Below are 22208 nucleotides of genomic sequence, written 5' to 3'. Positions count from 1 at the left end.
AGCGGCCGCGGCCCCCGCCACCACCGGCCGGTCACCGTGCGGCACGAGTATCAGCACGAGTAACGAGAGTTCCTTATGACAGCTGACAGCACTCCGGCGCTCGTGCGGAACGCGGACGCGGATCCCGAAGGCCCGGCCCCGGCCGGTCCCTCGGCCGCACGCGGTCCACGGGCGCGCGACACCCGGGCCTATCTCCAGTACGTCGCGGCCAGGATCGGCGGCGCGATCGTCTCCCTCTTCGCCGTCCTGGTCACCAGCTTCTTCCTCTTCCGGCTCCTGCCCAGCGACCCGGTCAAGCAGATGACCGGCGGCCGCCGCGTCTCCGCCGAACAACTCGAGTCCCTGCGGCACCAGTTCGGGCTCGACCTGCCGCTCTGGAAGCAGTTCACCAGCTATGTGGGCGACGCGCTGACCGGGGACTTCGGCACCTCCTACCAGTTCCACGCCCCGGTCATCGACAAGATCGTCGAGGCGCTTCCGGCGACGCTGCTGCTCACCGGCACGGCATACGTCCTCTACACCGCGCTCGGCATCTGGCTGGGCACCCGTACCGCCTGGCGCAACGGCTCGACGAGCGACCGCTTCCACACCGCGTTCGCGCTCACCCTCTACTCGGTCCCGTCGTTCTGGCTGGGCCTGCTCCTGATCATCGTCTTCTCGGTGGGCGTCGGGCCGATCCCCGGCATGTTCCCGACCGGCGGCATGGAGTCGGGCGGCGAGAGCGGGTTCGGGTACGTGCTCGACGTGGCGCACCACCTGATCCTGCCGGTGATCACACTGGTCGCGGCCGGGTACGCGCAGACGCTCCTGGTAATGCGTTCCTCGCTGCTCGACGAGATGGGCAGCGACTACCTGACCACGGCCCGCGCGAAGGGGCTGCGGGACGACGTCGTGCGCCGCAGGCACGCCGTGCCCAACGCCATGCTGCCGACGTTCACGCTGATGTTCGTGAACCTGGGGCGTGTGGTCGCCGGACAGATCCTGGTCGAGACGGTGTTCTCCTGGCCGGGCCTCGGCGGCCTCTTCTACCAGGCGCTCAGCGTGCCCGATCTCCCTCTCGTACAAGGGCTGTTCTTCGTCTTCGCCACCGCGGTGATCCTGGCGAACACCCTGGCCGACGTGCTGTATCCGCTGCTCGATCCCCGGGTGGACCGATGACGACCGATTCCATGCCCACGCCCGCCGAGGGGGAGGGCGCCCCCGTCGAGGCCGGGGCCACGCCCGCCGGGACCGGGGCCGCCGGGAACCCGCGGGCCCTGGCCAGGGCCCGCAGACGGCAGTCCGCCGCCCGCTTCTGGCGCGACTACCGCCGCAACCGGGGCGGCATGTGGGGCCTGGGCGCGCTCGTCCTGATCGCACTGGTCGCCGTGTTCGCCCCGCAGCTCGTCGGCGCGGACTCGCAGAGCGTCACCGACGCGCCCGGCGGCGCACTGGAGTCGCCGAGCGGTGAATTCCCGCTCGGCACCGACCAGTTCGGGCGCAGCGTGCTCGCGCTGCTGGTGTGGGGGGCCAGGGTCTCACTGACGGTCGGCCTGCTCGCGGCGTTCCTCTGCGTCGCCATCGGCACCCTCGTCGGCATCGTCGCGGGACACTTCCACGGCTGGTACACCACGGTCCTGATGCGGATCACCGACTGGTTCCTGGTGATGCCGACCCTGGTCCTGGCCATCGCGCTCGCCACGGTGATGGACCGCTCGATGTGGACCGTCGTCATCGCGATCGGCGTCACGACCTGGCCGACCACGGCCCGCCTCGTGCGCGCCCAGACCCTGGCCGTGGAGTCACGTCCGTACATCGAACGGGCCCGGGCCCTCGGCGGCGACCACGGGCACATCATGATCCGGCACGTCCTGCCGAACGTGATGCCGCTGGTGCTCGCCCAGACCACGCTGGTGATCTCCAGCGCGATCCTCACCGAGGCCATGCTGGCCTTCCTCGGCCTGAGCGACCCGACCGTCACGTCCTGGGGCGGCATGCTCCAGGACGCCCGCGAGGCGGGCGCGGTGAGCGCGGGCCACTGGTGGTACCTGGCACCGCCCGGCATCGCCGTCGCCGCGGTCGCCCTGGCCTTCACCCTGTGCGGGCGCGCCATCGAGTCCGTGCTCAATCCCAAGCTGGGGGTGACCCGTTGAGTACGCCGAGTACGCCGAGTACGACGAGCACAGCGAGCACGCCGAGTGCCGCGGGCGGCGGCGGGGCGCCGCTCCTCGAGATCCGGGACCTCACCGTGACCTACTCCGGCGGGGCGCGCGCCGTCCGCGGGGTGGATCTCGCCGTCGACGCCGGGCAGAAGCTCGGCATCGCCGGTGAGTCGGGCTGCGGCAAGTCGACGCTGGCGCTCGCACTGCTGCGTCTGCTGCCCGCCGGGACGAAGGTCACCGGCGAGATCCTGCTGAACGGCGAGGACGTCCTCACCATGAAGTGGGGCCGGGTCCGGGCGGTGCGCTGGGCGGGGGCGTCGATCGTCTTCCAGGGCGCCATGCACTCCCTCAACGCGGTGCACCGCATCGGGGACCAGATCGCCGAGCCGATCCTGCTGCACGGCGGGGCGAGCCCGGCCGCCGCGGCCCGGAAGGCCGGTGAACTCCTCGAACAGGTGGGGCTGCCGGCCGCCCGCGCGAGCGCGTATCCGCACGAGCTGTCCGGCGGGCAGCGCCAGCGCGTGATGATCGCGATGGCCCTCGCCTGCGATCCGGACCTGGTCGTCGCGGACGAGCCGACCACCGCGCTCGACGTGATGATCCAGGCCCAGATCCTGCGGCTGATCGAGCGGCTGGTGTCCGAGCAGGACCTCGGCCTGATCATGATCAGTCACGACCTCGCGGTGCTCTCGGACACCTGCGACCGGCTCGCGGTGATGTACGCGGGCCGGGTCGTGGAGGAGGGCCCGGCCGCCGAGGTCCACCGCGACGCGCACCACCCCTACGGCAGGGCCCTGTCCGGCGCCTTTCCGCGCATCGGCGACCCGGCCTCCCGGTTCGCGCCCCGCGGGCTGCCCGGCGACCCGCCGGACCCGTCGGCGCTGCCGGACGGCTGCGCGTTCCACCCCCGCTGCCCGGTGGCACTGGACTCCTGCGCCACGCGGGACCCGGAGCCGCGGGAGTCGGGACCGGGGCGACGGGCCGCCTGTGTGCTGGTGGGACCGGAGGCGGCGACCGCGGCCCGGCCGGCCGCCGAGGAAGCGAGGAACACACCATGACCCCCACCACTCCCCTGCTCAGCGCCGAGGGGCTGAAGGTCACCTTCCCCGGGCGGCGCGGGGACGCCCCGGCGCGCGCCGTGGACGGCGTCGACCTGGACATCCGGCCCGGCGAGATCGTCGCGCTGGTCGGGGAGTCCGGCTGCGGCAAGACCACGCTGGCGCGATCGCTGCTCGGCCTGGTGCCGCCGACGTCCGGGCGGGTGACCTTCGACGGACAGCCGCTCGACCACACGAGCCGGGCGCTGAAGGCCTACCGCAAGCGGGTCCAGCTGGTGCTCCAGGACCCCAGCGGTTCCCTCAACCCCCGGCACACGGTGTACGACGCCGTCGCCGAGGGACTGCGCATCCACGGGTACGCGGGCGACGAGCGGGCCGCGGTCGCCGGGGCTCTGTCGCGGGCCGGGCTGCGGCCACCCGAACGGTTCTTCCTGCGCTACCCGCACGAGCTGTCCGGCGGGCAGCGCCAGCGGGTCGTGATCGCGGGCGCGCTGGTGCTGGAGCCGGAACTCGTCGTGGCCGACGAACCGGTGGCCTCGCTGGACGCCTCGGTGCGCGGGGAGATCCTGGCCCTGCTGCTGCGGCTGCGGGACGAGCTGGGCCTGTCGGCCCTGGTGGTCACGCACGACCTCGGGCTTGCGTGGAACATCGCGGACCGGGTCGCGGTGATGTACCTCGGGCGGATCGTGGAGACCGGCGAGGTGGAACAGATCCTCACGGCCCCCCGGCACCCGTACACCCGGGCCCTGCTGTCGGTGCTGCCGGAGGCCGGGACCGAGCCCGTGGTGCTGACCGGTGAGCCGCCGGACCCGTCCCGGGTGCCGTCCGGCTGCCGGTTCCACGCCCGCTGCCAGGTGCTGGCGTCGGGCGAGGCGGAGCGGGCGGGCGTCGCGGAGGCGTGCCGCACGGAGGAGCTGCCGGTGCTCGCCGGCGGCGGCCGGACGCAGGTGGCGTGCCACTGGGCGACCGCCACCGCGGCGGCGCATTCCTGACCGGGCGGGGCCGGTCCACCGCGACGCGGCGGTGGACCGGCCCCGTACCCGGCGGAAGGCCGGGTCAGCGGCGCTCGTACGCGGAGACCAGCTCGCCGCACCGCTTCACGTCGGCGGCCATCGCCACGAGCAGGTCGTCGACCGAGTCGAACTTCCGCATCCCGCGCACATAGGCGAGGAAGTCCACCGAGACGTGGAGCCCGTACAGATCGAGGCCGACGCGGTCGATCGCGTACGCCTCCACCGTGCGCTCCGTGCCGTCGAACTGGGGGTTGGTGCCGACCGAGATCGCGGCGGGCATCGACTCGCCGTTCGCGTTGAGCCAGCCCGCGTAGACGCCGTCGGCGGGGATCGCGGTGTGCGGCAGCGTCTCCAGGTTGGCCGTGGGGAAGCCGAGCTCGCGGCCGCGCTGGGCGCCGCGGACCACGATCCCCTCGACCCGGTGCGGCCGTCCCAGGATCTCGGCGGCGCCCTCGACGTCGCCCGCGGCGACCAGGCGCCGGGTGAGGGTGGAGGAGAACGGTTCGCCGCCGCCCGCCTCGCCGCTCACGTACAGGTCGACGACCTCGACGTCGTAGTCGTACGTCGCACCGAACTCGGTGAGCAGCGTGACGTTGCCGGCCGCCCTGTGGCCGAAGCGGAAGTTCGGGCCCTCGATGACCAGGCACGCGTGCAGCCGGTCGACGAGCACCTTCACGATGAAGTCGGTCGGCGCCAGCTTCGAGAACTCGGTGGTGAAGGGCAGGACCAGCACCGCGTCCACGCCGAGGTCGGCCATCAGCTCGGCGCGCCGGTGGTGCGGGGCGAGCAGCGGGGGGTGGCTGCCGGGGCGCACGACCTCGCTGGGGTGCGGGTCGAAGGTCACCACGACCGACGGCACGCCCCGTTCGCGCGCCCGCTCCACGGCACGCCCGATGATCAGCTGGTGTCCGCGGTGCACTCCGTCGTAGGAGCCGATGGTGACGACGCTGCGTCCCCAGCCCTCGGGGATGTCCTCCAAGCCACGCCAGCGCTGCACTGTGACCGCTCCTCGCCCGAACCCGTGTACATGAGATTGCTTTTTACGCAGGTCTAAGACTGCCATGCTCACGCCCCGCGGCCCGCATCGGCATCGGTTTCGGGCCTCCCCACGCCGCCACCGCCCGCCGTGCGTCCGGGCCGAGGAGGGCTTGCCATTCCTGTGGGGCGTCGCCCGCCCACCCGGCGACCAGAGTGGCGAATCCGGGCACATCACGCATCGTTCCGGCCAGCAGGCGGTCGAACCGGGAGGCGCCCTCGGGGGTGCGGACCAGCAGCGTCCCGGCGCGGTGGACCAGGGCGCGGGTGCGGGCCGGGGCACGCTCGCCGCAGCCCGTCGCGACCGCCCGCAGCAGGGCCTCCAGCACGCCCGGGTCGCGGTGCGTGCCCTCCTCGAAGTCGAGCAGGACCTCCAGCAGCTCGCCCCGGAGCCGCCCGGAGTCCGGGCCTCCCGGCGCGGCGAGCACCCCGGCGAGGGAGGCGCGCACCGCCGGGGACACGGGACGGCCCCGCAGCAGTCCGGTCACCAGGGGCGGCAGCAGGGCGCGGGCGGCCGGACCGTGCTCCAGCCTCCGGTCGAGATAGGCGGCGGGGTGGACGGTGTCGGCGGGGTGGCTGTCGATGTACGCCCGGACGAGTCCGGCGGCGTGCAGGGCCAGCGCGGGGGCGTCGGTCCCGGCGAGCGCGCGCAGCGTCTCCGCCGCTCCCTCGCCGGGTCGGGTGAGCCGTTCCCGCAGCGCCGCGAGCACCTGTTCCGGGTGGGTGGGCAGCGCGGCGACGAGGGCCTCGACGGGCAGCGGCGGCGCGCCCCCGACGAAGGCCCGCAGCGCCTGCGCGAGGACCCGGTCCCGGGTTCCCGGGTCCTGGACGAGGAGGGTGAGCGCGGCCCTGCGCGCGGCGTCGTCGCCGGGGCGGGCCAGCAGGGCGTCGGCGGCCCCGCGCAGCAGCTCGCGGTCGTCGTCGAGGACGACGTGCGGGGCGGTGAGCAGCGCGTACGAGGCGGCGGCGGCCCGGCGTCCGGGGTGTTCCTCGTCACGGGCCCAGCGGTCCACGGCCCGGCACAGCGCCGACGGCTCGTCCTCGGCCAGCACGGCCAGCAGTTCCCCGGCCCTGGGGTGGCCGCTCGCGGCCAGGGCGTCGGCCAGGTCGTCGACGGCCAGGTCCCGGTGGGCGTGGAGCAGGGCCTGGGCGGCGGCGGCCACGGTCGGGCGCGGGGCGCCGCCGTCCCCGGCGGCCAGCGGGCGCTCGTCGGTGAACCAGGCGCACAGCAGCGGCTGCACGGTCCGCGGCCGGGCGGTGAGGAGGCGTGCGACGGCGTCGAGGTACCCCTCACCATCGGTACCGCCCTCGCCTCCCGGGCCCGGGACATGGCCGTCGGCCCGGCGCGGCCCGTCGGCGGGGACGAGGCGCCGGAGCAGATCGATCCGGTCCGGCTCGGGCAGCCTCAGCCGCCGCCAGAACCACGGGCCGAACCCGGCGTACGTCCCGGCGGCTCCCGGCCCGCCCGTGACGGCGTGCCGGACGACGAGACCGGCGAGCAGCCGCAGCACGTCCAGATGGGGCCTGGCGTCCGGCACCCGGAGCAGGGTGCGCGCGAGTAGATGGGCGGCCCACCAGCGGGCGTCGTCGCGGGCCCGGTGCCCGGCCGTCGGCGAGGGCGCGCACGCCGGCCGGTCCAGGGCCTCGACGAGACCGGTCAGACGGTGCGCCAGCGCGGCGGGGCCCTCCCGGCGTCCCAGGAGCAGCAGCGCCTGGATCACCGGGCCGGTACGGTGGCGCGGCACGGGCAACGGTCGGGGCCGGTGCGCCGGTCCGGTCACCGCTGCCGCCACCGTCTCCGGCGCGGGCGGGCCGGCCGACGCGCCGGCCGCCGTGGGAGCCACCTCGGGCGCGGGGGCGGTGCCGCGCCGGTCCCGCGCCCGGCGCGGCCTCGGGACACGGGGCACGCGCGCCACGACGTCCCCCGTACGCGGCCCGGCCCCGGACCCCGGTCCCGGGTCCGGCTGCCCGCGGTGGACCAGTGCGTGCAGGGCCGCGTCCAGGTCCAGATGGGCGCCCTGCACCCAGTCCCCCAGCTCCTCGTGGGCGAACCGGAAGCCCGCGCCCGCCGGGACGATCAGGCCCTCGGCGAGGACCGCCGACGCCCAGCCCGTGCGCCAGGGGAAGACCTCCTCGAACGCCGCCCGGTCCAGCTCCCCCTGTCCGGGGCCCAGACAACGCCGTGCCGCCTCGTGGACCTGTCCGGCCACCCGGGCAGCCAGGCGGCGGACCGCGCCGCCCCCGGGCGCCGGGTCCGACAGGGCCGCGACACGGACCGCGACGCGCAGGCACATCAGGTCCAGGTGGGCCCCGAAGACCTCGTCCGTGTCGGGCCGCCCCCCGGCGTCCGGCGGCAGTGCCTCGCGCACCTCCGCGAACAGGCGCAGGGTGAGCGGGTGCCGGTCGTGGCCGGGTGCCAGCGCCCCGGGCGGGACGGCGTACCGTTCCGCGGCCCGTGCGGCCTGGCTCGCGGTGAGGTCGCCGAGACGGACGGCGTACGGGGGCCGTCCGGTCCGCCGCGCGGGCCGGTGCAGCGCGTCGGGCGGGAGGAGCGCGGCGGTCGTCTCCCAGTGTTCGGGCGTGCAGGCGATCACGAGCCGCACGTCGTTGGCGCGCAGCCAGTCCACCGTCCCGGCGGACCACCGGGCCAGGTCGTGGGCGAGCACGGGGGGCATCTCCTCGGGCCCGTCCAGCAGGACCAGCAGCGGGTTCCCGTTCCCCGAGGCCAGCCGGGCCACGCGTTCGGGGACGGCCGTGGTCATGTCGCCGCGCGCACCGGCGGCGGACACGATCCGTCCGGCCCGTCGCAGCGCGCGGCCGATCGCGTCGGCCACCGAGGTGTCGTCGGCCAGCAGATCTGCGCCCCGCAGCCAGATCGTGGGGGCGGGCACCGCCCCGCGGGCCCGGCGGGCGGCGAGCGCGGCCAGTTCGGTGGTACGGCCGGAGCCCGGCGCTCCGACGAGGCCCAGGACCACGGCGGGCCCGGGCGCCGGTGCCGGTGGCCCCGCGGGGAACGTGAAGACGGCGAACTCCGCGGTGACGTGCGGTCGTTCCACCGGATCGGGGCAGCCGGACGGGCCGCCCGCCGCCCCGAGCGAGGTCGCCGTCAGCTGGAGGACTCCCGCGAGGTTCAGGTCGCGCCCGTAGCCGGGCACGCCCGTCGTGTTGCGCCGCAGCAGCTCGCCCAGCGGGCCGTCGGCGCCCGGGCCGCCGAGCGGCACCGCGAGGCCCGCGGCGGGGTGCCCGGCCCGCAGGGCGGTGCCCAGGACGGCGACGACCGCCCCGCTGTCCGGGTCGACGACGGGCCCGCCCCGGGCCGTACCACCCAGCCGCAGCGCGTCCGCGCCGTCCGTGCCGAGCGCGAGTTCCAGCGCGTCCCCGATCCGGTGATCGCGCCCGTCGACGGTACAGGTCACCGGACAGATGCCGAGCACCCGTGCCTCGCGCCAGCCGTGGGCGGCGATCGCCACGTACGTCCCCGCCTCGATCCGGCTCCGGGAAGCGATCGGGACCGGATCGACACCGAGCACGCGTGGCCCTCCGGTGCGCAGCAGCGCGAGGCCCCGTTCGGGCAGTGCCGTGATGTCCCCGGCCCCCGCGGAGCAGCTGCGGCCGTCCGCTCCGTGCAGGATCAGCCGGGCGGCGCCTGTGATCGTCTCGTGGCTGGTCACGACCGTGCCCCGGTCGTCGGCGACGAAGCCGGTCCCCCGCGGCCGACCGGCCGGATCGCAGATTCGTACCAGCGTCGTCCGGTCCCCGCTTCCCATGGTTTCGACGTTAGGTCGGCCACGATCGGCGCGCGGACCACTCGGGTCGAAAGCGCCCCTGGGACACCCCGATTCACCCCTCGCGCCTGCTCGTTGGGGTGAATTCGGAGCGTTCGGCGGACCGGAGCCGCCAGAGCGCGCGTGGAGCGGACGCGGCGGCCCCGCCCGTTCCAGGACGGGGCCCGACGGCTCGCGGGCCCCTGCCGTCGGTCAGGCGAAGACGGCGAGGCTCCTGGCCTTGCCCTTCTGCTCCTCGACGAGGACCAGGAAGCGCCCGTCGGGCCCGAAGACCCCGACCGGCCCCGGAGGGAAGGCGGGCATGTCCAGCCGTACCCCGTTGAGCAGCAGCCTGGCGCGCTTCTCGTCGACGTCCCAGCGGGGGAACGCGGAGGCGGCGGCCTCGGCCACCGGCATCACGGTCAGCCGTTCCTGGTGCTGGTCGAGCGTCCGCGCCGCGTCGAGTCCGTACGGGCCGACGCGGGTGCGCCGCAACGCGGTCAGGTGCCCGCCGACGCCGAGCGCGGCGCCGAGGTCGCGGGCGATGGCACGGACGTACGTGCCGGAGGAGCAGACGACGGAGACGACCAGGTCGATCACCGGCGTACCGTCCTCGGCGGTCTCCTCGCGCACGTCGTAGACGCGGAAGGACGAGATCGTCACCGGCCGGGCCGGGATTTCGAACTCCTCGCCGCCGCGCACCCGGGCGTAGGACCGCTTGCCGTCGATCTTGATGGCGCTGACCTTGGACGGCACCTGCATGATCGGACCGGTCAGGGCCGCGACCCCGGCGTCGATGGCGTCACGGCTCACCCCGGAGGCGTCGGTGGACGAGGTGATCTCGCCCTCCGCGTCGTCGGTGACGGTGTTCTGGCCGAGCCGGATCGTGCCGAGGTACTCCTTCTCGGTCAGCGCGAGGTGGCCGAGGAGCTTGGTGGCCCGTTCCACGCCGAGTACGAGGACGCCCGTCGCCATCGGGTCCAGCGTGCCGGCGTGGCCGACGCGCCGGGTCCGGGCGATGCCGCGCATCTTGGCGACGACGTCGTGCGAGGTGAAGCCGGCCGGCTTGTCGACGATGACCAGGCCGTCCTCGGGGCCCGTGCCGCCCCGGCCCGGGGCCGCCTTCCCGCCCCGGCCGGCCGTCTTGTTCTGCGATGTCATTCGGAGGCGGTGTCCTCGTCGTTCGCGTCGTCCGCCTTGCGGTACGGGTCGGCGCCACCGGCGTACGTGGCGCCCGAGGACGCCTCGCGCACCCGCGCGTCCGAGGCCCGGGCCCGGTCGAGGAGGTCCTCGATCGTCCTGGCGTTCTCGGGGAGCGCGTCGGCCACGAACGTCAGCGTGGGGGTGAACTTGGTCCCCGCCGCCGCTCCGACCGCCGAGCGCAGCACGCCCTTCGCGCTCTCCAGCCCGGCCGCCGCGCTCGCCCGCTCCTCGTCGTCCCCGTAGACCGTGTAGAAGACCGTGGCCTCCCGCAGGTCACCGGTGACCCGGGTGTCCGTGATGGTCACGTGCGTACCCAGACGGGGGTCCTTGATACCGCGCTGCAGTTTCTGGGCGACCACCTCCTGGATGAGGTCCGCCAGCTTTTTCGCCCGCGCGTTGTCGGCCACTGGTCCGTCTCCTTCTCAGCTTCGGGACAGGCCACCGAGGGGTGGCACGTACCACCCCTCGCCGTCCCTTCCTTCTTACGTGCTCAATCGTCTTGGTCGCTGTGCAGCCGCCGTCGTACGGACAGCAGCTCCACTTCCGGCCGGGCGGCCACCAGCCGCTCGCACCGGTCCAGAACATCTGTGAGGTGTCCGGTGTCCCCGGAGACCGCGGCAAGGCCGATCTCGGCCCTCCGATGGAGATCCTGACCGCCCACCTCCGCCGCGCTCACCGCATATTTGCGCTGGAGCTCGGCGACGATGGGACGGACGACGGAGCGCTTCTCCTTCAACGACCGTACGTCGCCGAGAAGCAGATCGAAGGACAGTGTCCCCACATACATGAATGTCCGGATGTCCCGCCGGTTCGGGTTCGCGCCCTGCCAGCACTTGGCAGGGACACCAGAACCGTACACGGAACGGCCGGGGCCGATCGACGGAAATACGACCCGTCGACCGGCCCCGACCGTTGCGGAGAACTCCGGGAGGCGTCCCCCGGAGACCCGCTGCGGATCAGCCTCGCGGCTTCTCGCGCATCTCGTACGTCGCGATGATGTCGTCGACCTTGATGTCGTTGAAGTTGCCGAGGTTGATACCACCCTCGAAGCCTTCGCGGATCTCGGTGACGTCGTCCTTGAAGCGGCGCAGACCGGAGATGGTGAGGTTCTCCGCGATGACCTTGCCATCGCGCAGCAGGCGCGCCTTGGTGTTGCGCTTGACCTCGCCGGACCGGACGAGCACACCGGCGATGTTGCCCAGCTTGGACGAGCGGAAGATCTCGCGGATCTCCGCCGTGCCGAGCTCGACCTCTTCGTACTCCGGCTTGAGCATGCCCTTGAGGGCCGCCTCGATCTCCTCGATCGCCTGGTAGATGACCGAGTAGTAGCGGACGTCCACGCCCTCGCGCTCGGCCATCTGCTGCGCACGCCCGGCGGCGCGCACGTTGAAGCCGATCACGATGGCGTCGGAGCCGGTCGCCAGGTCGATGTCCGACTCGGTGACCGCACCCACGCCGCGGTGCAGGACCCGGATGTCGACCTCGTCGCCGACGTCGAGCTGGAGCAGCGAGGACTCCAGGGCCTCCACCGAACCGGACGCGTCGCCCTTGATGATGAGGTTGAGTTCCTGGACCAGACCGGCCTTGAGCGCCTCGTCGAGGTTCTCCAGGGAGAACCGGACGCCCTTGCGGGCGAAGTTGGCGTTGCGCTCGCGGGCCGCACGCTTCTCGGCGATCTGCCGGGCCGTGCGGTCCTCCTCGACCACGAGGAAGTTGTCGCCGGCGCCCGGGACGTTGGTGAGACCGAGCACGAGGACCGGGGTCGAGGGACCCGCTTCCTCGACGTTCTCGCCCTTGTCGTCGAGCATGGCGCGCACGCGGCCGTAGGCGTCGCCGACGACCATCGTGTCGCCGACGCGGAGGGTACCACGCTGGACGAGGACGGTCGCCACGGCACCTCGACCGCGGTCGAGGTGGGCCTCGATCGCGATGCCCTGCGCGTCCTGCTCCGGGTTGGCCCGCAGGTCGAGCGAGGCGTCCGCGGTCAGGACCACGGCCTCCAGGAGCTCGTCGATGTGCAGCCCCTGCTTGGCGGAGATGTCGACGAACATCGTGTCGCCGCCGTACTCCTCGGCCACCAGACCGAACTCGGTGAGCTGGCCGCGCACCTTGGTCGGGTCGGCGCCCTCGACGTCGATCTTGTTGACCGCGACCACGATCGGCACGTCGGCCGCCTTGGCGTGGTTCAGCGCCTCGATCGTCTGGGGCATCACACCGTCGTTCGCCGCGACCACGAGGATCGCGATGTCGGTGGACTTCGCACCACGGGCACGCATGGCGGTGAACGCCTCGTGACCCGGGGTGTCGATGAAGGTGATCCGACGGTCCTCGCCGTTGACCTCGGCGGAGACCTGGTACGCACCGATGTGCTGCGTGATGCCGCCGGCCTCGCCCGCGACGACGTTCGTCTTGCGGATCGCGTCCAGCAGTCGGGTCTTTCCGTGGTCGACGTGACCCATGACGGTCACGACCGGCGGGCGCGGGGTGAGCGCCTCGTCGCCGCCCTCGTCCTCGCCGAACTCGATGTCGAAGGACTCGAGCAGCTCGCGGTCCTCCTCCTCCGGGCTGACGATCTCGAGGACGTAGTTCATCTCGTCGGCCAGCAGCTTCAGCGTGTCGTCGGAGACCGACTGCGTGGCCGTGACCATCTCGCCGAGGTTCATCATCACGGCGACGAGCGACGCCGGGTTGGCGTTGATCTTCTCCGCGAAGTCGGTGAGGGAGGCACCGCGCGACAGACGGACGGACTGCCCGTTGCCGCGGGGCAGCATGACGCCGCCCACCGACGGGGCCTGCATGGCCTCGTACTCCTGGCGCCTCTGCCGCTTCGACTTGCGGCCACGACGCGCCGGACCGCCGGGACGACCGAACGCGCCCTGCGTGCCACCGCGGCCACCGGGGCCACCGGGACGACCGCCGAAGCCGGGACGACCGCCGAAGCCGCCGCCACCGCCACCGGGACGACCGGCACCGCCGCCACCGCCACCGGGACGGCCGGCGAAACCGCCGCCACCGCCACCGGGACCGGCCGGACGGCCCGCGAAGCCGGGACGACCGCCACCGCCACCGGGACGACCGCCACCGCCACCGGGACCACGGCCACCGGGGCCGCCGCCGGGACGCGGGCCCGCGGCGGGACGCTGCGGCATCATGCCCGGGTTCGGACGGTTACCACCGGGGCCGCCGCCCGGACGGGGCGCCTGCGGACGCGGCATGCTGCCCGGGGTGGGACGCGGAGCGCCCTGACCCTGCGGACGCGGGGCGCCACCGGGGCCGCCCTGCGGGCGCGGGGACGGACGGTCCTGGCCGCCGGGGCGCGGAGCACCACCCGGACGGGGCGCCTGCGGACGGGCCATGCCCGTCGAGCCGCCGGACGTGAAGGGATTGTTGCCCGGACGGGGACCGGCCGGACGCGCGCCGGGGCGCGGGCCGCCCTGGCCACCGGGGCGGGCCGGACGCTCGCCGCCGCGGCCGCCGTCGCGCTGGCCGCCGCCGGCACCCGGACGTGCGCCGGGGCGCGGGCCGGGGGTGGCGCCGGAGGGGCGCGGTGCCTGCTGCTGCGGCGCGGCCTGCTGGGCCGGGGCCGAGAACTCGGCGGCCGGGACCGGGGTCACCGGCGCGGGCTTCGGCGCCGGACGCGGGCCGGGGCGCGGCCCGGGAGAGGGCGCCGAGGGAGTGCTGCTCGCCGGGGCGGCGGGGGCCGGCTTGGGGGCCGGGGCGCCGGGCTTCGGGGCAGCGGGACGTGCCGCGGCGGCCGGAGAGGGCGCCGAGGGCTTGGCGGGCGACGCCTTGCGGGGCGCGCCAGGCTTGGCAGCGGGCTTGCCGGCGCTGCCGCCGGGCCCCTGCAGTGCGTCAGTCAACTTGCGTACAACCGGCGCCTCGATCGTCGAGGACGCCGAACGGACGAATTCACCGAGTTCCTGGAGCTTGGCCATGACGACCTTGCTCTCCACACCGAACTCCTTGGCGAGTTCGTATACCCGGACCTTAGCCACTTCGCTCCTTTTAGGTCCGGTTACCGCCGGACCGTCGCTACTTCATGGGCGTACTCATCGCGTACTCATCGAGTGCTCATCGCAATCTCGACCTACTTCCAACTCGCGAGGTACCTGACCGCACGGGGTTTTCCGTGCCGTTCACTTCTTACGGTGTCGCCCGCTCGACGAACCCCCGCAGCGCGGTGGTGTCGAACGGCCCCTTGGCCTTGAAGGCCCGGGGGAACGCCCGGCGGCGAACCGCCAGGTCCAGACAGACAGAGACGGGGTGTACGTACGCACCCCGGCCGGGCAGCGTACCGCGAGGATCGGGGACACAGGCGTCCCCGTCCGCGACGATGCGCAGCAGCTCGTGCTTGGCCGCCCGCTCCCGGCATCCCACGCAGGTTCGCTCAGGGCACGCGCGGGCATGCGTCCGGCCAGACACGTTCAAGTCTACCTCCCCACATCGACCTCACCCCTTTGGGGCAAAAATCGAACGCATGTTGTTGTCACAGCGGTACGCCGCCCGGGGATTATTCCCGCGGCCCGCGCGAAATCACGCGGCGCCGGTGCTCCCGTCCCGCCGTCACCGCCTCCGGACACCGTCCCGCCGCCGGCCGGACGCCTGCCCGGCCCGGCGGGCGGATCAGCCGCGCTCCGACCGCTGACGGGCCCGCTCGGACCGCTCCCGGTCGGCGGCGTCGCGCTCGGCGTCCGTCTCCGTGTCCGGGCGGATGTCGATGCGCCAGCCGGTGAGGCGGGCGGCGAGGCGGGCGTTCTGCCCCTCCTTGCCGATCGCGAGCGAGAGCTGGTAGTCCGGGACGGTGACCCGGGCGGACCGGGCGCCGAGGTCCACGATCTCGACCTTGCTCACCCGCGCGGGCGACAGGGCGTTGGCGACCATCTCGGCCGGGTCGTCCGACCAGTCGACGATGTCGATCTTCTCGTCGTGCAGTTCGGCCATCACGTTGCGCACCCGGCCGCCCATCGGGCCGATGCAGGCGCCCTTGGCGTTGAGGCCGGAGCGGGTCGAACGAACCGCGATCTTGGTGCGGTGACCGGCCTCGCGGGCGATCGCGCAGATCTCGACGGAGCCGTCGGCGATCTCCGGGACCTCCAGCGCGAAGAGCTTCTTCACCAGATTGGGGTGCGTGCGCGACAGCGTCACGGACGGACCGCGCACACCCTTGACGACCCGGACGACGTAGGTGCGCAGGCGCAGGCCGTGCGGGTACTCCTCGCCCGGCACCTGTTCCTGCACCGGCAGGATGGCCTCCAGCCTGCCGATGTCGACCAGCACGTTCTTCGGGTCCTTGCCCTGCTGGACGACGCCGCTGACGATGTCGCCCTCGTGGCCCGCGTACTCCCCGAACGTCTTGTCGTCCTCCGCGTCGCGCAGGCGCTGCAGAATGACCTGCTTGGCCGTGGACGCCGCGATCCGGCCGAACCCGGAGGGGGTGTCGTCGAACTCCTTGGGCTCCTGGCCCGGCTCCAGGTCGGCCGGGTCCTCCGTCGCCCACACCGTCACATGGCCGCGCTCGTCGATCTCCACGCGCGCGCGGCGGTGGCTTCCCTCGGTCCGGTGGTAGGCGATGAGGAGGGCCGACTCGATCGCCTCGACGAGCACGTCGAAGGGGATCTCCTTGTCCTGCGCCAAGCCCTTCAAGAGCTTCACATCGATGTCCACGGCTACGCCTCCTCTTCCTTCTTGTCCTTGCGGCTGAATTCGATCTCCACGCGCGCCTTGGCGATCTCGTCGAAGGCGGTCCGGCGGGACGTGGGCCTGCGGCCCTTGACGCCCGGCACCTCCAGGTCGAGCCCGTCCTCGTCCACGGCAAGGATCCGGGCGACCAGCTCGCCGCCCTCGCGCAGGTGCAGCCTGGCCAGGCGGCCCGTGGCGCGTACGTAGTGGCGGTGCTCCGTCAGCGGGCGGTCGGCACCGGGGGAACTGACTTCGAGGACGTACTCGCCCTCGCCCATCGCGTCGGTCTCGTCGAGCTTCTGGGAGATCGCGCGGCTCAGCTCGGCACAGGCGTCCAGCTCCACGCCCTCTTCGGAGTCCACGACGATCCGCAGCACCCGGCGGCGGCCCGCCCGGCTCACCTCGATCTCCTCGAGGTCCAGTCGCTCGGCGCTGACGAGCGGTTCGAGCAGCCCGCGCAGCCTTTCGCTCTGGGTGGTGCTCATCCGGGTGACTCCTCGGCCGCGTGTGCTGTTGTGGGATCTCGCGTGACAGGTCAAAGGGTATCCGGTCCCGAGGGGTGTTGCCGTCCTCCCGCCCCCCGACCGCGGGTACGCTCGCCTGCGGTGATCACTTCAGGACAGATCCAGTCACAACAGGGCCAACCCCGAAGGAGAAACAAGTGCGGCGCACGGGGACGACGCGCAGAGGCGCGTTGACCGCGACGGGGGCGATCGCCATGGGCGCGATCCTGAGCGGCTGCGGCGGGAACGGGGGCGGGGAGGGCTCCGCCCGGGCCGGCGCGCCGACCGCCGCCGAGATCGCCCGGGCCGTGCGGACGGAGCGCAGGCTCCGGGCGAGCGCCGCGCGGACCAGCCTGGAACTGCTGGCCCGCTACGAGCACGTGGTCGGCGCCTATCCGGCGACCGCCGCCGGGCTCGCGCCGTTGCGCGACGCCGTACGGGCCCACACCAGGACACTGGCCCCCGACGGCGAACAGGAGCTTAAGCCCACGAGGTCGCGCGCGACCGGTGCCCGGGCCGCCGTCGAGGAACTGGCCGACGCGGAACGCCGCACGGCCGACGCGCACCTGGCGTCGCTCATGGAGGCGCCGCCGGAACTGGCCCGGCTGCTCGCGTCGATCGCGGCGGCCGGCGCGGCCCATGCCTATCTGCTGACCGACCTGGCCAAGGAGACCTCGTCATGAACGACGGGACCGTCATGAGCGACGCGACGCGCAAGGCCGCCCAGGCGGCGCTGGCCGCCGAGCACGCGGCGGTGTACGGCTACGGCGTGGTCGGCGGGCGCGTCGCGTCGGACCGCCGGGCCGAGGCCACGGCGGCTTATCACGCCCACCGGGCCCGCCGGGACGCGCTGGTGCGGTCGCTCCGCGACGTGGGCGCCGAGCCGGTGGCGGCGCGGGCCGCGTACGCTCTGCCCTTCGCGGTGCCGGACGCGGCGGCGGCGATCCGGCTGGCCGCCGTGCTGGAGGACCGGGTCGCGGACGTGTACTCCGACCTCGTGCGGGCCGCCGAGGGGCCGCTGCGGCGCCAGGCCGCGGACGCGCTGCGCGAGTCGGCCGTGCGCGCGGTCCGCTGGCGGGGCAGCGGCGTACCGTTCCCCGGTCTCGTCGAGCACGCCGCCGACGGGTCCGGTGCGACGGCCGGGGCGGCGAAGAAGGCCGCCGGGAACGGGGCCGGTCCGGGGAACGGCTCCGGCTCCACGCACTGAAGAGGCTTCGAGAGGGAACAAGGCACGTATGGATTTCGAACCGCCGCAGCGGCTGGTGCGAGCGCTCGGCGAGCCGTACGGGGACGCCGCCGACTGGCTGGCGCGGCTTCCGGCACTGACCGAGGAGGCGCTGTCCTCGACCGGACGGGAGCTGACCGTCGACCGGGTCGTCGCCCCTGGCGGCCGCAGCGGTCTGGTCCTGCTGGTGACGTGTTCCGACGGCACCCCGGCGGCGCTGAAGATCGCCCCGCCCGGGGCCGTGCCCGAGCAGGAGCGTGCGGCGCTGGCGCACTGGAACGGCTGGGGCGCGGTGCTGCTGCTCGCCGACGGCCCCGGCGCGCTGCTGCTGGAGCGGTTGCATCCCGAGGTGTCGCTGCGCTCGCTGCCGGAGGCGAAGTCGCTGCTGGAGGCGGCGGGCACGGTGCGGCGGCTCTGGGTGGAGCCGCCGGCCGGGCACGGCTTCGAGACGGTCGCCGAGCGGACCGCGCGCCAGACAGGGCCGATGCGTGCCGGCGCCGCGGCCGATCCGGGTCTGGAACCGCTGGTCTCCGCGGCACTCGCGGCGCGCGACGAGCTGCTCGACCGCTCCCCCGAACTCCTGCTGCTGCACGGGAACTTCCGGCAGAGCAAGGTCCTGGCGGGCGAGCGCGCGCCCTGGCTGGCGGTCGGGCCCGAGCCGCTGGTCGGCGAGCGGGCCTACGACCTCGCGCGCCTGGTGCGCGACCGCGTCGAGGATCTGATCGCCTCGCCCGCGGGTCCGGCGTCGGCACGGCGCCGGATCGGGAAACTGGCCGACGCGCTGGACGTGGACCGGGAGCGACTGCGCGGCTGGACGCTGTTCCGCGCGGTGGAGTCGGGCACCCGGGCGCTGGCGGCGGGCCGCCGCCAGGAGGGCGAGCTGACGCTGGAGTTCGCCGACTGGCTGTAGACCATGGGCCAGGGCGTCGTCGGCGCCCCGGCCGTGGGGATCCCCCGGGTGCGCGACGGCAGCCCCCGCGCATCGCGCGGGGGCTGCCGTGTGCCGTGCCGTACGGCTTCGGAGCCGGCCGGCCGGCCTTCGAGCCGTCCGAGGTCGCCCGACCGGCTCTCAGTCCTGGGCGGCGAGGCGGGCGATCGCCTCGTCGACCGTGAGTTCCTCGCGCTCGCCGGTCCGGCGGTCCTTGAGCTCCAGGACGCCTTCGGCCGAGCGGCGGCCGGCGACCAGGATCTTCGGGACACCGATCAGCTCGGCGTCGGTGAACTTCACGCCGGGCGAGACACCGGCCCGGTCGTCGACCATGACCCGCAGGCCGGCGGCGGCGAGCCGGTCCGAGACGTCGAGGGCGAGCTCCGTCTGGAGGGCCTTGCCCGCCGCGACGACGTGGACGTCGGCCGGGGCGATCTCGCGCGGCCAGCACAGCCCCTGCTCGTCGGCGGTCTGCTCGGCGAGCGCGGCGACGGCGCGGGAGACACCGACGCCGTACGAGCCCATGGTGACCCGGACCGGCTTGCCGTTCTGGCCGAGCACGTCGAGCTGGAAGGTGTCCGCGTACTTGCGGCCCAGCTGGAAGATGTGGCCGATCTCGATGGCGCGGTCCAGCTTGAGGCCGGCACCGCACCGGGGGCAGGGGTCGCCCTCCTCGACGACGACCACGTCGAGGTACTCGTCGACCTCGAAGTCGCGGCCGGCGACGACGTTCTTCGTGTGGGTGCCCGGCTTGTTGGCGCCGGTGATCCAGGAGGTGCCGGGGGCGACGCGCGGGTCGGCGATGTAGCGGACCTTCTCGAGGCCCTGCGGGCCGACGTATCCGCGCACCAGGTCGGGGCGGCCCTCGAAGTCCTCCGCGGTGACCAGTTCGACGACGGCGGGGGCCAGGTGCTCGCCGAGCTTGCCGAGGTCGACCTCGCGGTCGCCGGGCACGCCCACCGCGACGATCTCGCCGTCGACCTTGACCAGCAGGTTCTTCAGCGTCGCGGAGGCGGGCACGCCCAGATGCGCGGCGAGCGTCTCGATGGTCGGGGTGTCGGGGGTGTCCAGCTCCTCGGCCGGCCCGTGCGCGGAGCCGTCCGCCGGGGCGCCCTCGAAGGTCACGGCCTCGGTGTTGGCCGCGTAGTCGCAGGCGGGGCAGTCGACGAAGGTGTCCTCACCGGCCGGGGCGGGGGCCAGGAACTCCTCGGAGGCGGAGCCGCCCATGGCGCCGGAGACTGCGGAGACGATGCGGTAGTCGAGGCCGAGCCGCTCGAAGATACGGATGTAGGCGCCGCGGTGCTGCTGGTACGCCTCGGCGAGGCCCTCGTCCGTGGTGTCGAAGGAGTACGAGTCCTTCATCTGGAACTCGCGGCCGCGCAGCACGCCGGCGCGCGGGCGGGCCTCGTCCCGGTACTTGGTCTGGATCTGGTACAGGATCACGGGCAGGTCCTTGTAGGACGTGATCTGATCCTTGACGACCTGGGTGAAGATCTCCTCGTGGGTGGGGCCGAGGAGGTAGTCGGCGCCCTTGCGGTCCTTCAGCCGGAACAGCAGGGCGCCGTACTCGTCGTAGCGGCCGCTGGCCTCGTACGACTCCTTGGGGAGCAGCGCGGGGAGCAGGACCTCCTGGCCGCCGATGGCGTCCATCTCCTCGCGCACGACGCGGGTGATGTTGTCCAGGACCTTCTTGCCGAGCGGCAGCCAGGTCCAGATCCCGGCGGCGGTGCGACGAACGTATCCGGCCCGGACGAGCAGCTTGTGGTTGAGCGTCTCGGCGTCCGCCGGGTCGTCGCGCAGTGTCTTGATCATCAATCGGGACATGCGCTGGACCTGGGCCATGATGAACTCCTGCTCGGAAAGGGTGATGAGCAGGAGGTTAGCCGGGCGGCCCGGCCGGGCGGAAATCGATTGGTGCCACGGTCCGCCCCGCGCACGGCTCCCGGGCCCGTCCCCCGCGCGGCTCCGGCCGCCGCCGTGCGGCTCCCCGCTCCTCCCCGCGTACTCCCGGCACTACCCCTCGCGGCGCAGCGGGAGCGGTGCTCCCATCACCGCGTACGGCTTGGGGGCGCTGGGGAAGTGCACCTGCCGGGCCAGGTCCCGGTAGCCCAGGCTGCGGTACAGGCCGCGTGCCGGACTGTCCGTGTCGATCGCGGAGAGGATGGAGCGGGGCTGGTCGGCGGCGTCCGTGAGGGTGGTGATCAGGGAGCGGCCGATACCGCGGTTCTGGAACCCGGGCAGGACGTGCAGTTCGGTGATGACGAAGGAGTCGTCCAGCCAGTGCGCGCAGTCGGTGGCGCGGAGGTAGGGCTCGACGACGGTGGACCACCAGTGGGTGCGTTCGTTGGGCATGCCGTAGACGAACCCGACGAGCCGGCCGTCGGGGGTGGTGGCGCCGAGGGCTCGGGCGTGCGGGTGGTCGAGGTGCCGCAGGACGATGTGGCGGCGTACCTCGACCTCCTCCGGACCGAGGCCGAAGGCGACGGCCTGCACGGCGAGCGCCTCGTCCACGCGCGCGGCGAGATCGACCGGGCCGATCCGGACGCTGGGAGTGCGGGGGCCGTCCCCGGGAACTGCTGCCATGGGCCGACCCTACTGGCCCCGGAGGGACGGGCGGTACGGCCGGGTGCCGGGCCCCGGCGTACGCGTGCCCGCTCCGTCGGCGGCCGGCCGGCCGACCGGTCAGAACAGCACGCTCATGAACGCGCCGGTCTCGCGGAAGCCGACCCTTGCGTACGCCCGGCGGGCGGGGGCGTTGAAGTCGTTCACGTAGAGGCTGACGACGGGGGCGACATCGGCCAGGGCGTAGCGCAGGACCGCCGCCATCCCGGTCTCCGAGAGACCGCGTCCGCGGTGTTCGGGGGCGACCCAGACGCCCTGGATCTGGCAGGCCTGCGGGGTGGCCGCGCCGATCTCCGCCTTGAAGACGACCCTGCCGTCCTCGATCCGGGCGAACGAGCGGCCTGCGCCGATGAGTTCGGCGACGCGTGCCTGGTAGAGAAGTCCGCCGTCGCCCGCGAGCGGGGAGACGCCGACCTCTTCGGTGAACATCGCCACGCAGGCCGGCATCAGGACGTCCATCTCGTCCTTGCGGATGCGGCGGACCAGGGGGTCGGGGGCGATGTCGGCGGACGGGCTCTCGGTGACCATGAGCGGCTGGTGGGCGCGGACCTCGCGGGCGGGGCCCCAGCCGGGTTCGAGCAGCTGCCACAGCCGTGCGGTGGGTTCGGCGGGGCCGACGATCGAGGAGCAGCGGCGGCCGGCCCGGCGGGCGCGGTCGGCGAAGGCCCGGACGGCCTCGGGGCCCGCGCAGATCGGTACGAGGTTGGCGCCGGAGTAGCACAGCGAGCGCAGCCGTCCGTCGGCGTACCAGCCCCACATCTCGCCACCGAGGCGCCAGGGATCGAGTCCCGCTATCCGGACCCGGGACGTCACGAAGGCGTTCGCGACGGGGTCGCTCTCCAGTACGGCGAGAGCGGCGCCGAGGTCGCTGGGTTCGAGGACCCGGGTGGTCGTCTGCGTCAACACGAGGGGGCCTCACCATGCGGTCTGCTGATTTCCGCACTGTACCCAAAGAGGCTGTGCGGCGCCGCCCCTGAAGGGGACCGGGGCCGCGGGACGGGGCGGGTCCGGTCACGGCGCGGCGCCCGGCGCCCTCG

Annotated in this window: 19 protein-coding genes; 7 read left to right on the top strand and 12 right to left on the bottom strand. The window is 73.9% G+C overall.

What is annotated here, in order from left to right; genetic code table 11:
• The first annotated feature begins 75 nt into the window (after positions 1–75).
• From AMK22_RS34665 to AMK22_RS34650, 4 genes are read left to right on the top strand one after another with little or no spacing between them, the layout of a single operon-like run.
• Entirely contained in the window at positions 76–1158 is a 1083-nt protein-coding gene (locus AMK22_RS34665) for an ABC transporter permease (RefSeq protein ID WP_073791465.1), read from the top strand.
• Entirely contained in the window at positions 1155–2132 is a 978-nt protein-coding gene (locus AMK22_RS34660) for an ABC transporter permease (protein ID WP_199883402.1), read from the top strand. The genes AMK22_RS34665 and AMK22_RS34660 overlap by 4 nt, the downstream gene beginning before the upstream one ends.
• Complete coding sequence (locus AMK22_RS34655; protein ID WP_199883401.1) at positions 2021–3199, top strand: ABC transporter ATP-binding protein; 1179 nt, start codon at positions 2021–2023, stop codon at positions 3197–3199. Before AMK22_RS34660 ends, AMK22_RS34655 begins: the two co-directional genes overlap by 112 nt.
• Positions 3196–4191 carry an oligopeptide/dipeptide ABC transporter ATP-binding protein gene (locus AMK22_RS34650; RefSeq protein WP_073791463.1) on the top strand — a complete coding sequence of 332 codons (996 nt, stop codon included), beginning with the start codon at positions 3196–3198 and terminating at the stop codon, positions 4189–4191. Before AMK22_RS34655 ends, AMK22_RS34650 begins: the two co-directional genes overlap by 4 nt.
• Positions 4192–4255: 64 nt before the next feature.
• On the opposite strand, the gene AMK22_RS34645 is transcribed toward AMK22_RS34650, so the two are convergent.
• From AMK22_RS34645 to rimP, 9 genes are all read right to left on the bottom strand, one after another.
• The gene (locus AMK22_RS34645) at positions 4256–5209 is read right to left on the bottom strand and encodes a bifunctional riboflavin kinase/FAD synthetase (protein WP_073791462.1); all 954 of its coding nucleotides are present in this window, start codon (positions 5207–5209) and stop codon (positions 4256–4258) included.
• A gap of 43 nt (positions 5210–5252) precedes the next feature.
• On the bottom strand, positions 5253–9014 hold the full coding sequence (locus AMK22_RS34640) for a S1 family peptidase (RefSeq protein WP_073791460.1): 3762 nt from the start codon (positions 9012–9014) through the stop codon (positions 5253–5255).
• Positions 9015–9224: 210 nt separating this feature from the next.
• Entirely contained in the window at positions 9225–10172 is a 948-nt protein-coding gene (truB, locus tag AMK22_RS34635) for a tRNA pseudouridine(55) synthase TruB (RefSeq protein ID WP_242434292.1), read from the bottom strand.
• Entirely contained in the window at positions 10169–10621 is a 453-nt protein-coding gene (gene rbfA, locus AMK22_RS34630; RefSeq protein ID WP_073791458.1) for a 30S ribosome-binding factor RbfA, read from the bottom strand. The genes truB and rbfA overlap by 4 nt, the downstream gene beginning before the upstream one ends.
• Positions 10622–10704: 83 nt before the next feature.
• Positions 10705–11001, bottom strand: a complete 297-nt coding sequence (locus AMK22_RS34625; protein ID WP_073791457.1) for a DUF503 domain-containing protein — start codon at positions 10999–11001, stop codon at positions 10705–10707.
• Positions 11002–11170: 169 nt separating this feature from the next.
• Positions 11171–14209 carry a translation initiation factor IF-2 gene (infB, locus tag AMK22_RS34620; protein ID WP_073791455.1) on the bottom strand — a complete coding sequence of 1013 codons (3039 nt, stop codon included), beginning with the start codon at positions 14207–14209 and terminating at the stop codon, positions 11171–11173.
• Positions 14210–14357: 148 nt separating this feature from the next.
• Positions 14358–14636 carry a YlxR family protein gene (locus AMK22_RS34615; protein WP_199883403.1) on the bottom strand — a complete coding sequence of 93 codons (279 nt, stop codon included), beginning with the start codon at positions 14634–14636 and terminating at the stop codon, positions 14358–14360.
• Between the two features lie 201 nt (positions 14637–14837).
• Positions 14838–15878, bottom strand: coding sequence for a transcription termination factor NusA (gene nusA, locus AMK22_RS34610; protein WP_073791452.1), 1041 nt, complete (start codon positions 15876–15878; stop codon positions 14838–14840).
• Positions 15879–15880: 2 nt separating this feature from the next.
• Positions 15881–16378 carry a ribosome maturation factor RimP gene (rimP, locus tag AMK22_RS34605; RefSeq protein WP_073791451.1) on the bottom strand — a complete coding sequence of 166 codons (498 nt, stop codon included), beginning with the start codon at positions 16376–16378 and terminating at the stop codon, positions 15881–15883.
• A 176-nt stretch (positions 16379–16554) separates the two neighbouring features.
• Here rimP and AMK22_RS34600 point away from each other — a divergent pair, with 176 nt between their 5' ends.
• Genes AMK22_RS34600 through AMK22_RS34590 form a run of 3 tightly spaced genes read left to right on the top strand, consistent with a single transcriptional unit; the run spans position 16555 to position 18531 of the window.
• Entirely contained in the window at positions 16555–17079 is a 525-nt protein-coding gene (locus tag AMK22_RS34600) for a hypothetical protein (protein WP_073791449.1), read from the top strand.
• Complete coding sequence (locus tag AMK22_RS34595; RefSeq protein WP_073791448.1) at positions 17076–17603, top strand: ferritin-like domain-containing protein; 528 nt, start codon at positions 17076–17078, stop codon at positions 17601–17603. Before AMK22_RS34600 ends, AMK22_RS34595 begins: the two co-directional genes overlap by 4 nt.
• A gap of 28 nt (positions 17604–17631) precedes the next feature.
• Complete coding sequence (locus tag AMK22_RS34590; protein WP_073791446.1) at positions 17632–18531, top strand: aminoglycoside phosphotransferase family protein; 900 nt, start codon at positions 17632–17634, stop codon at positions 18529–18531.
• A gap of 159 nt (positions 18532–18690) precedes the next feature.
• Here the strand turns inward: AMK22_RS34590 and AMK22_RS34585 are convergent, their stop codons facing one another.
• The 3 genes from AMK22_RS34585 to AMK22_RS34575 form a co-directional block, all read right to left on the bottom strand.
• On the bottom strand, positions 18691–20391 hold the full coding sequence (locus AMK22_RS34585; protein ID WP_073791444.1) for a proline--tRNA ligase: 1701 nt from the start codon (positions 20389–20391) through the stop codon (positions 18691–18693).
• A 171-nt stretch (positions 20392–20562) separates the two neighbouring features.
• Complete coding sequence (locus tag AMK22_RS34580) at positions 20563–21132, bottom strand: GNAT family N-acetyltransferase (protein WP_073791443.1); 570 nt, start codon at positions 21130–21132, stop codon at positions 20563–20565.
• Positions 21133–21231: 99 nt separating this feature from the next.
• Positions 21232–22077 carry a GNAT family N-acetyltransferase gene (locus tag AMK22_RS34575; RefSeq protein ID WP_073791441.1) on the bottom strand — a complete coding sequence of 282 codons (846 nt, stop codon included), beginning with the start codon at positions 22075–22077 and terminating at the stop codon, positions 21232–21234.
• Positions 22078–22208 lie beyond the last annotated feature (131 nt).

The sequence above is a fragment of the Streptomyces sp. CB01580 genome (assembly GCF_001905795.1).
Taxonomy (GTDB): domain Bacteria; phylum Actinomycetota; class Actinomycetes; order Streptomycetales; family Streptomycetaceae; genus Streptomyces.
Note: the sequence above shows the minus strand (reverse complement) of the source record. Positions and strands in the feature narration are given on the sequence as shown.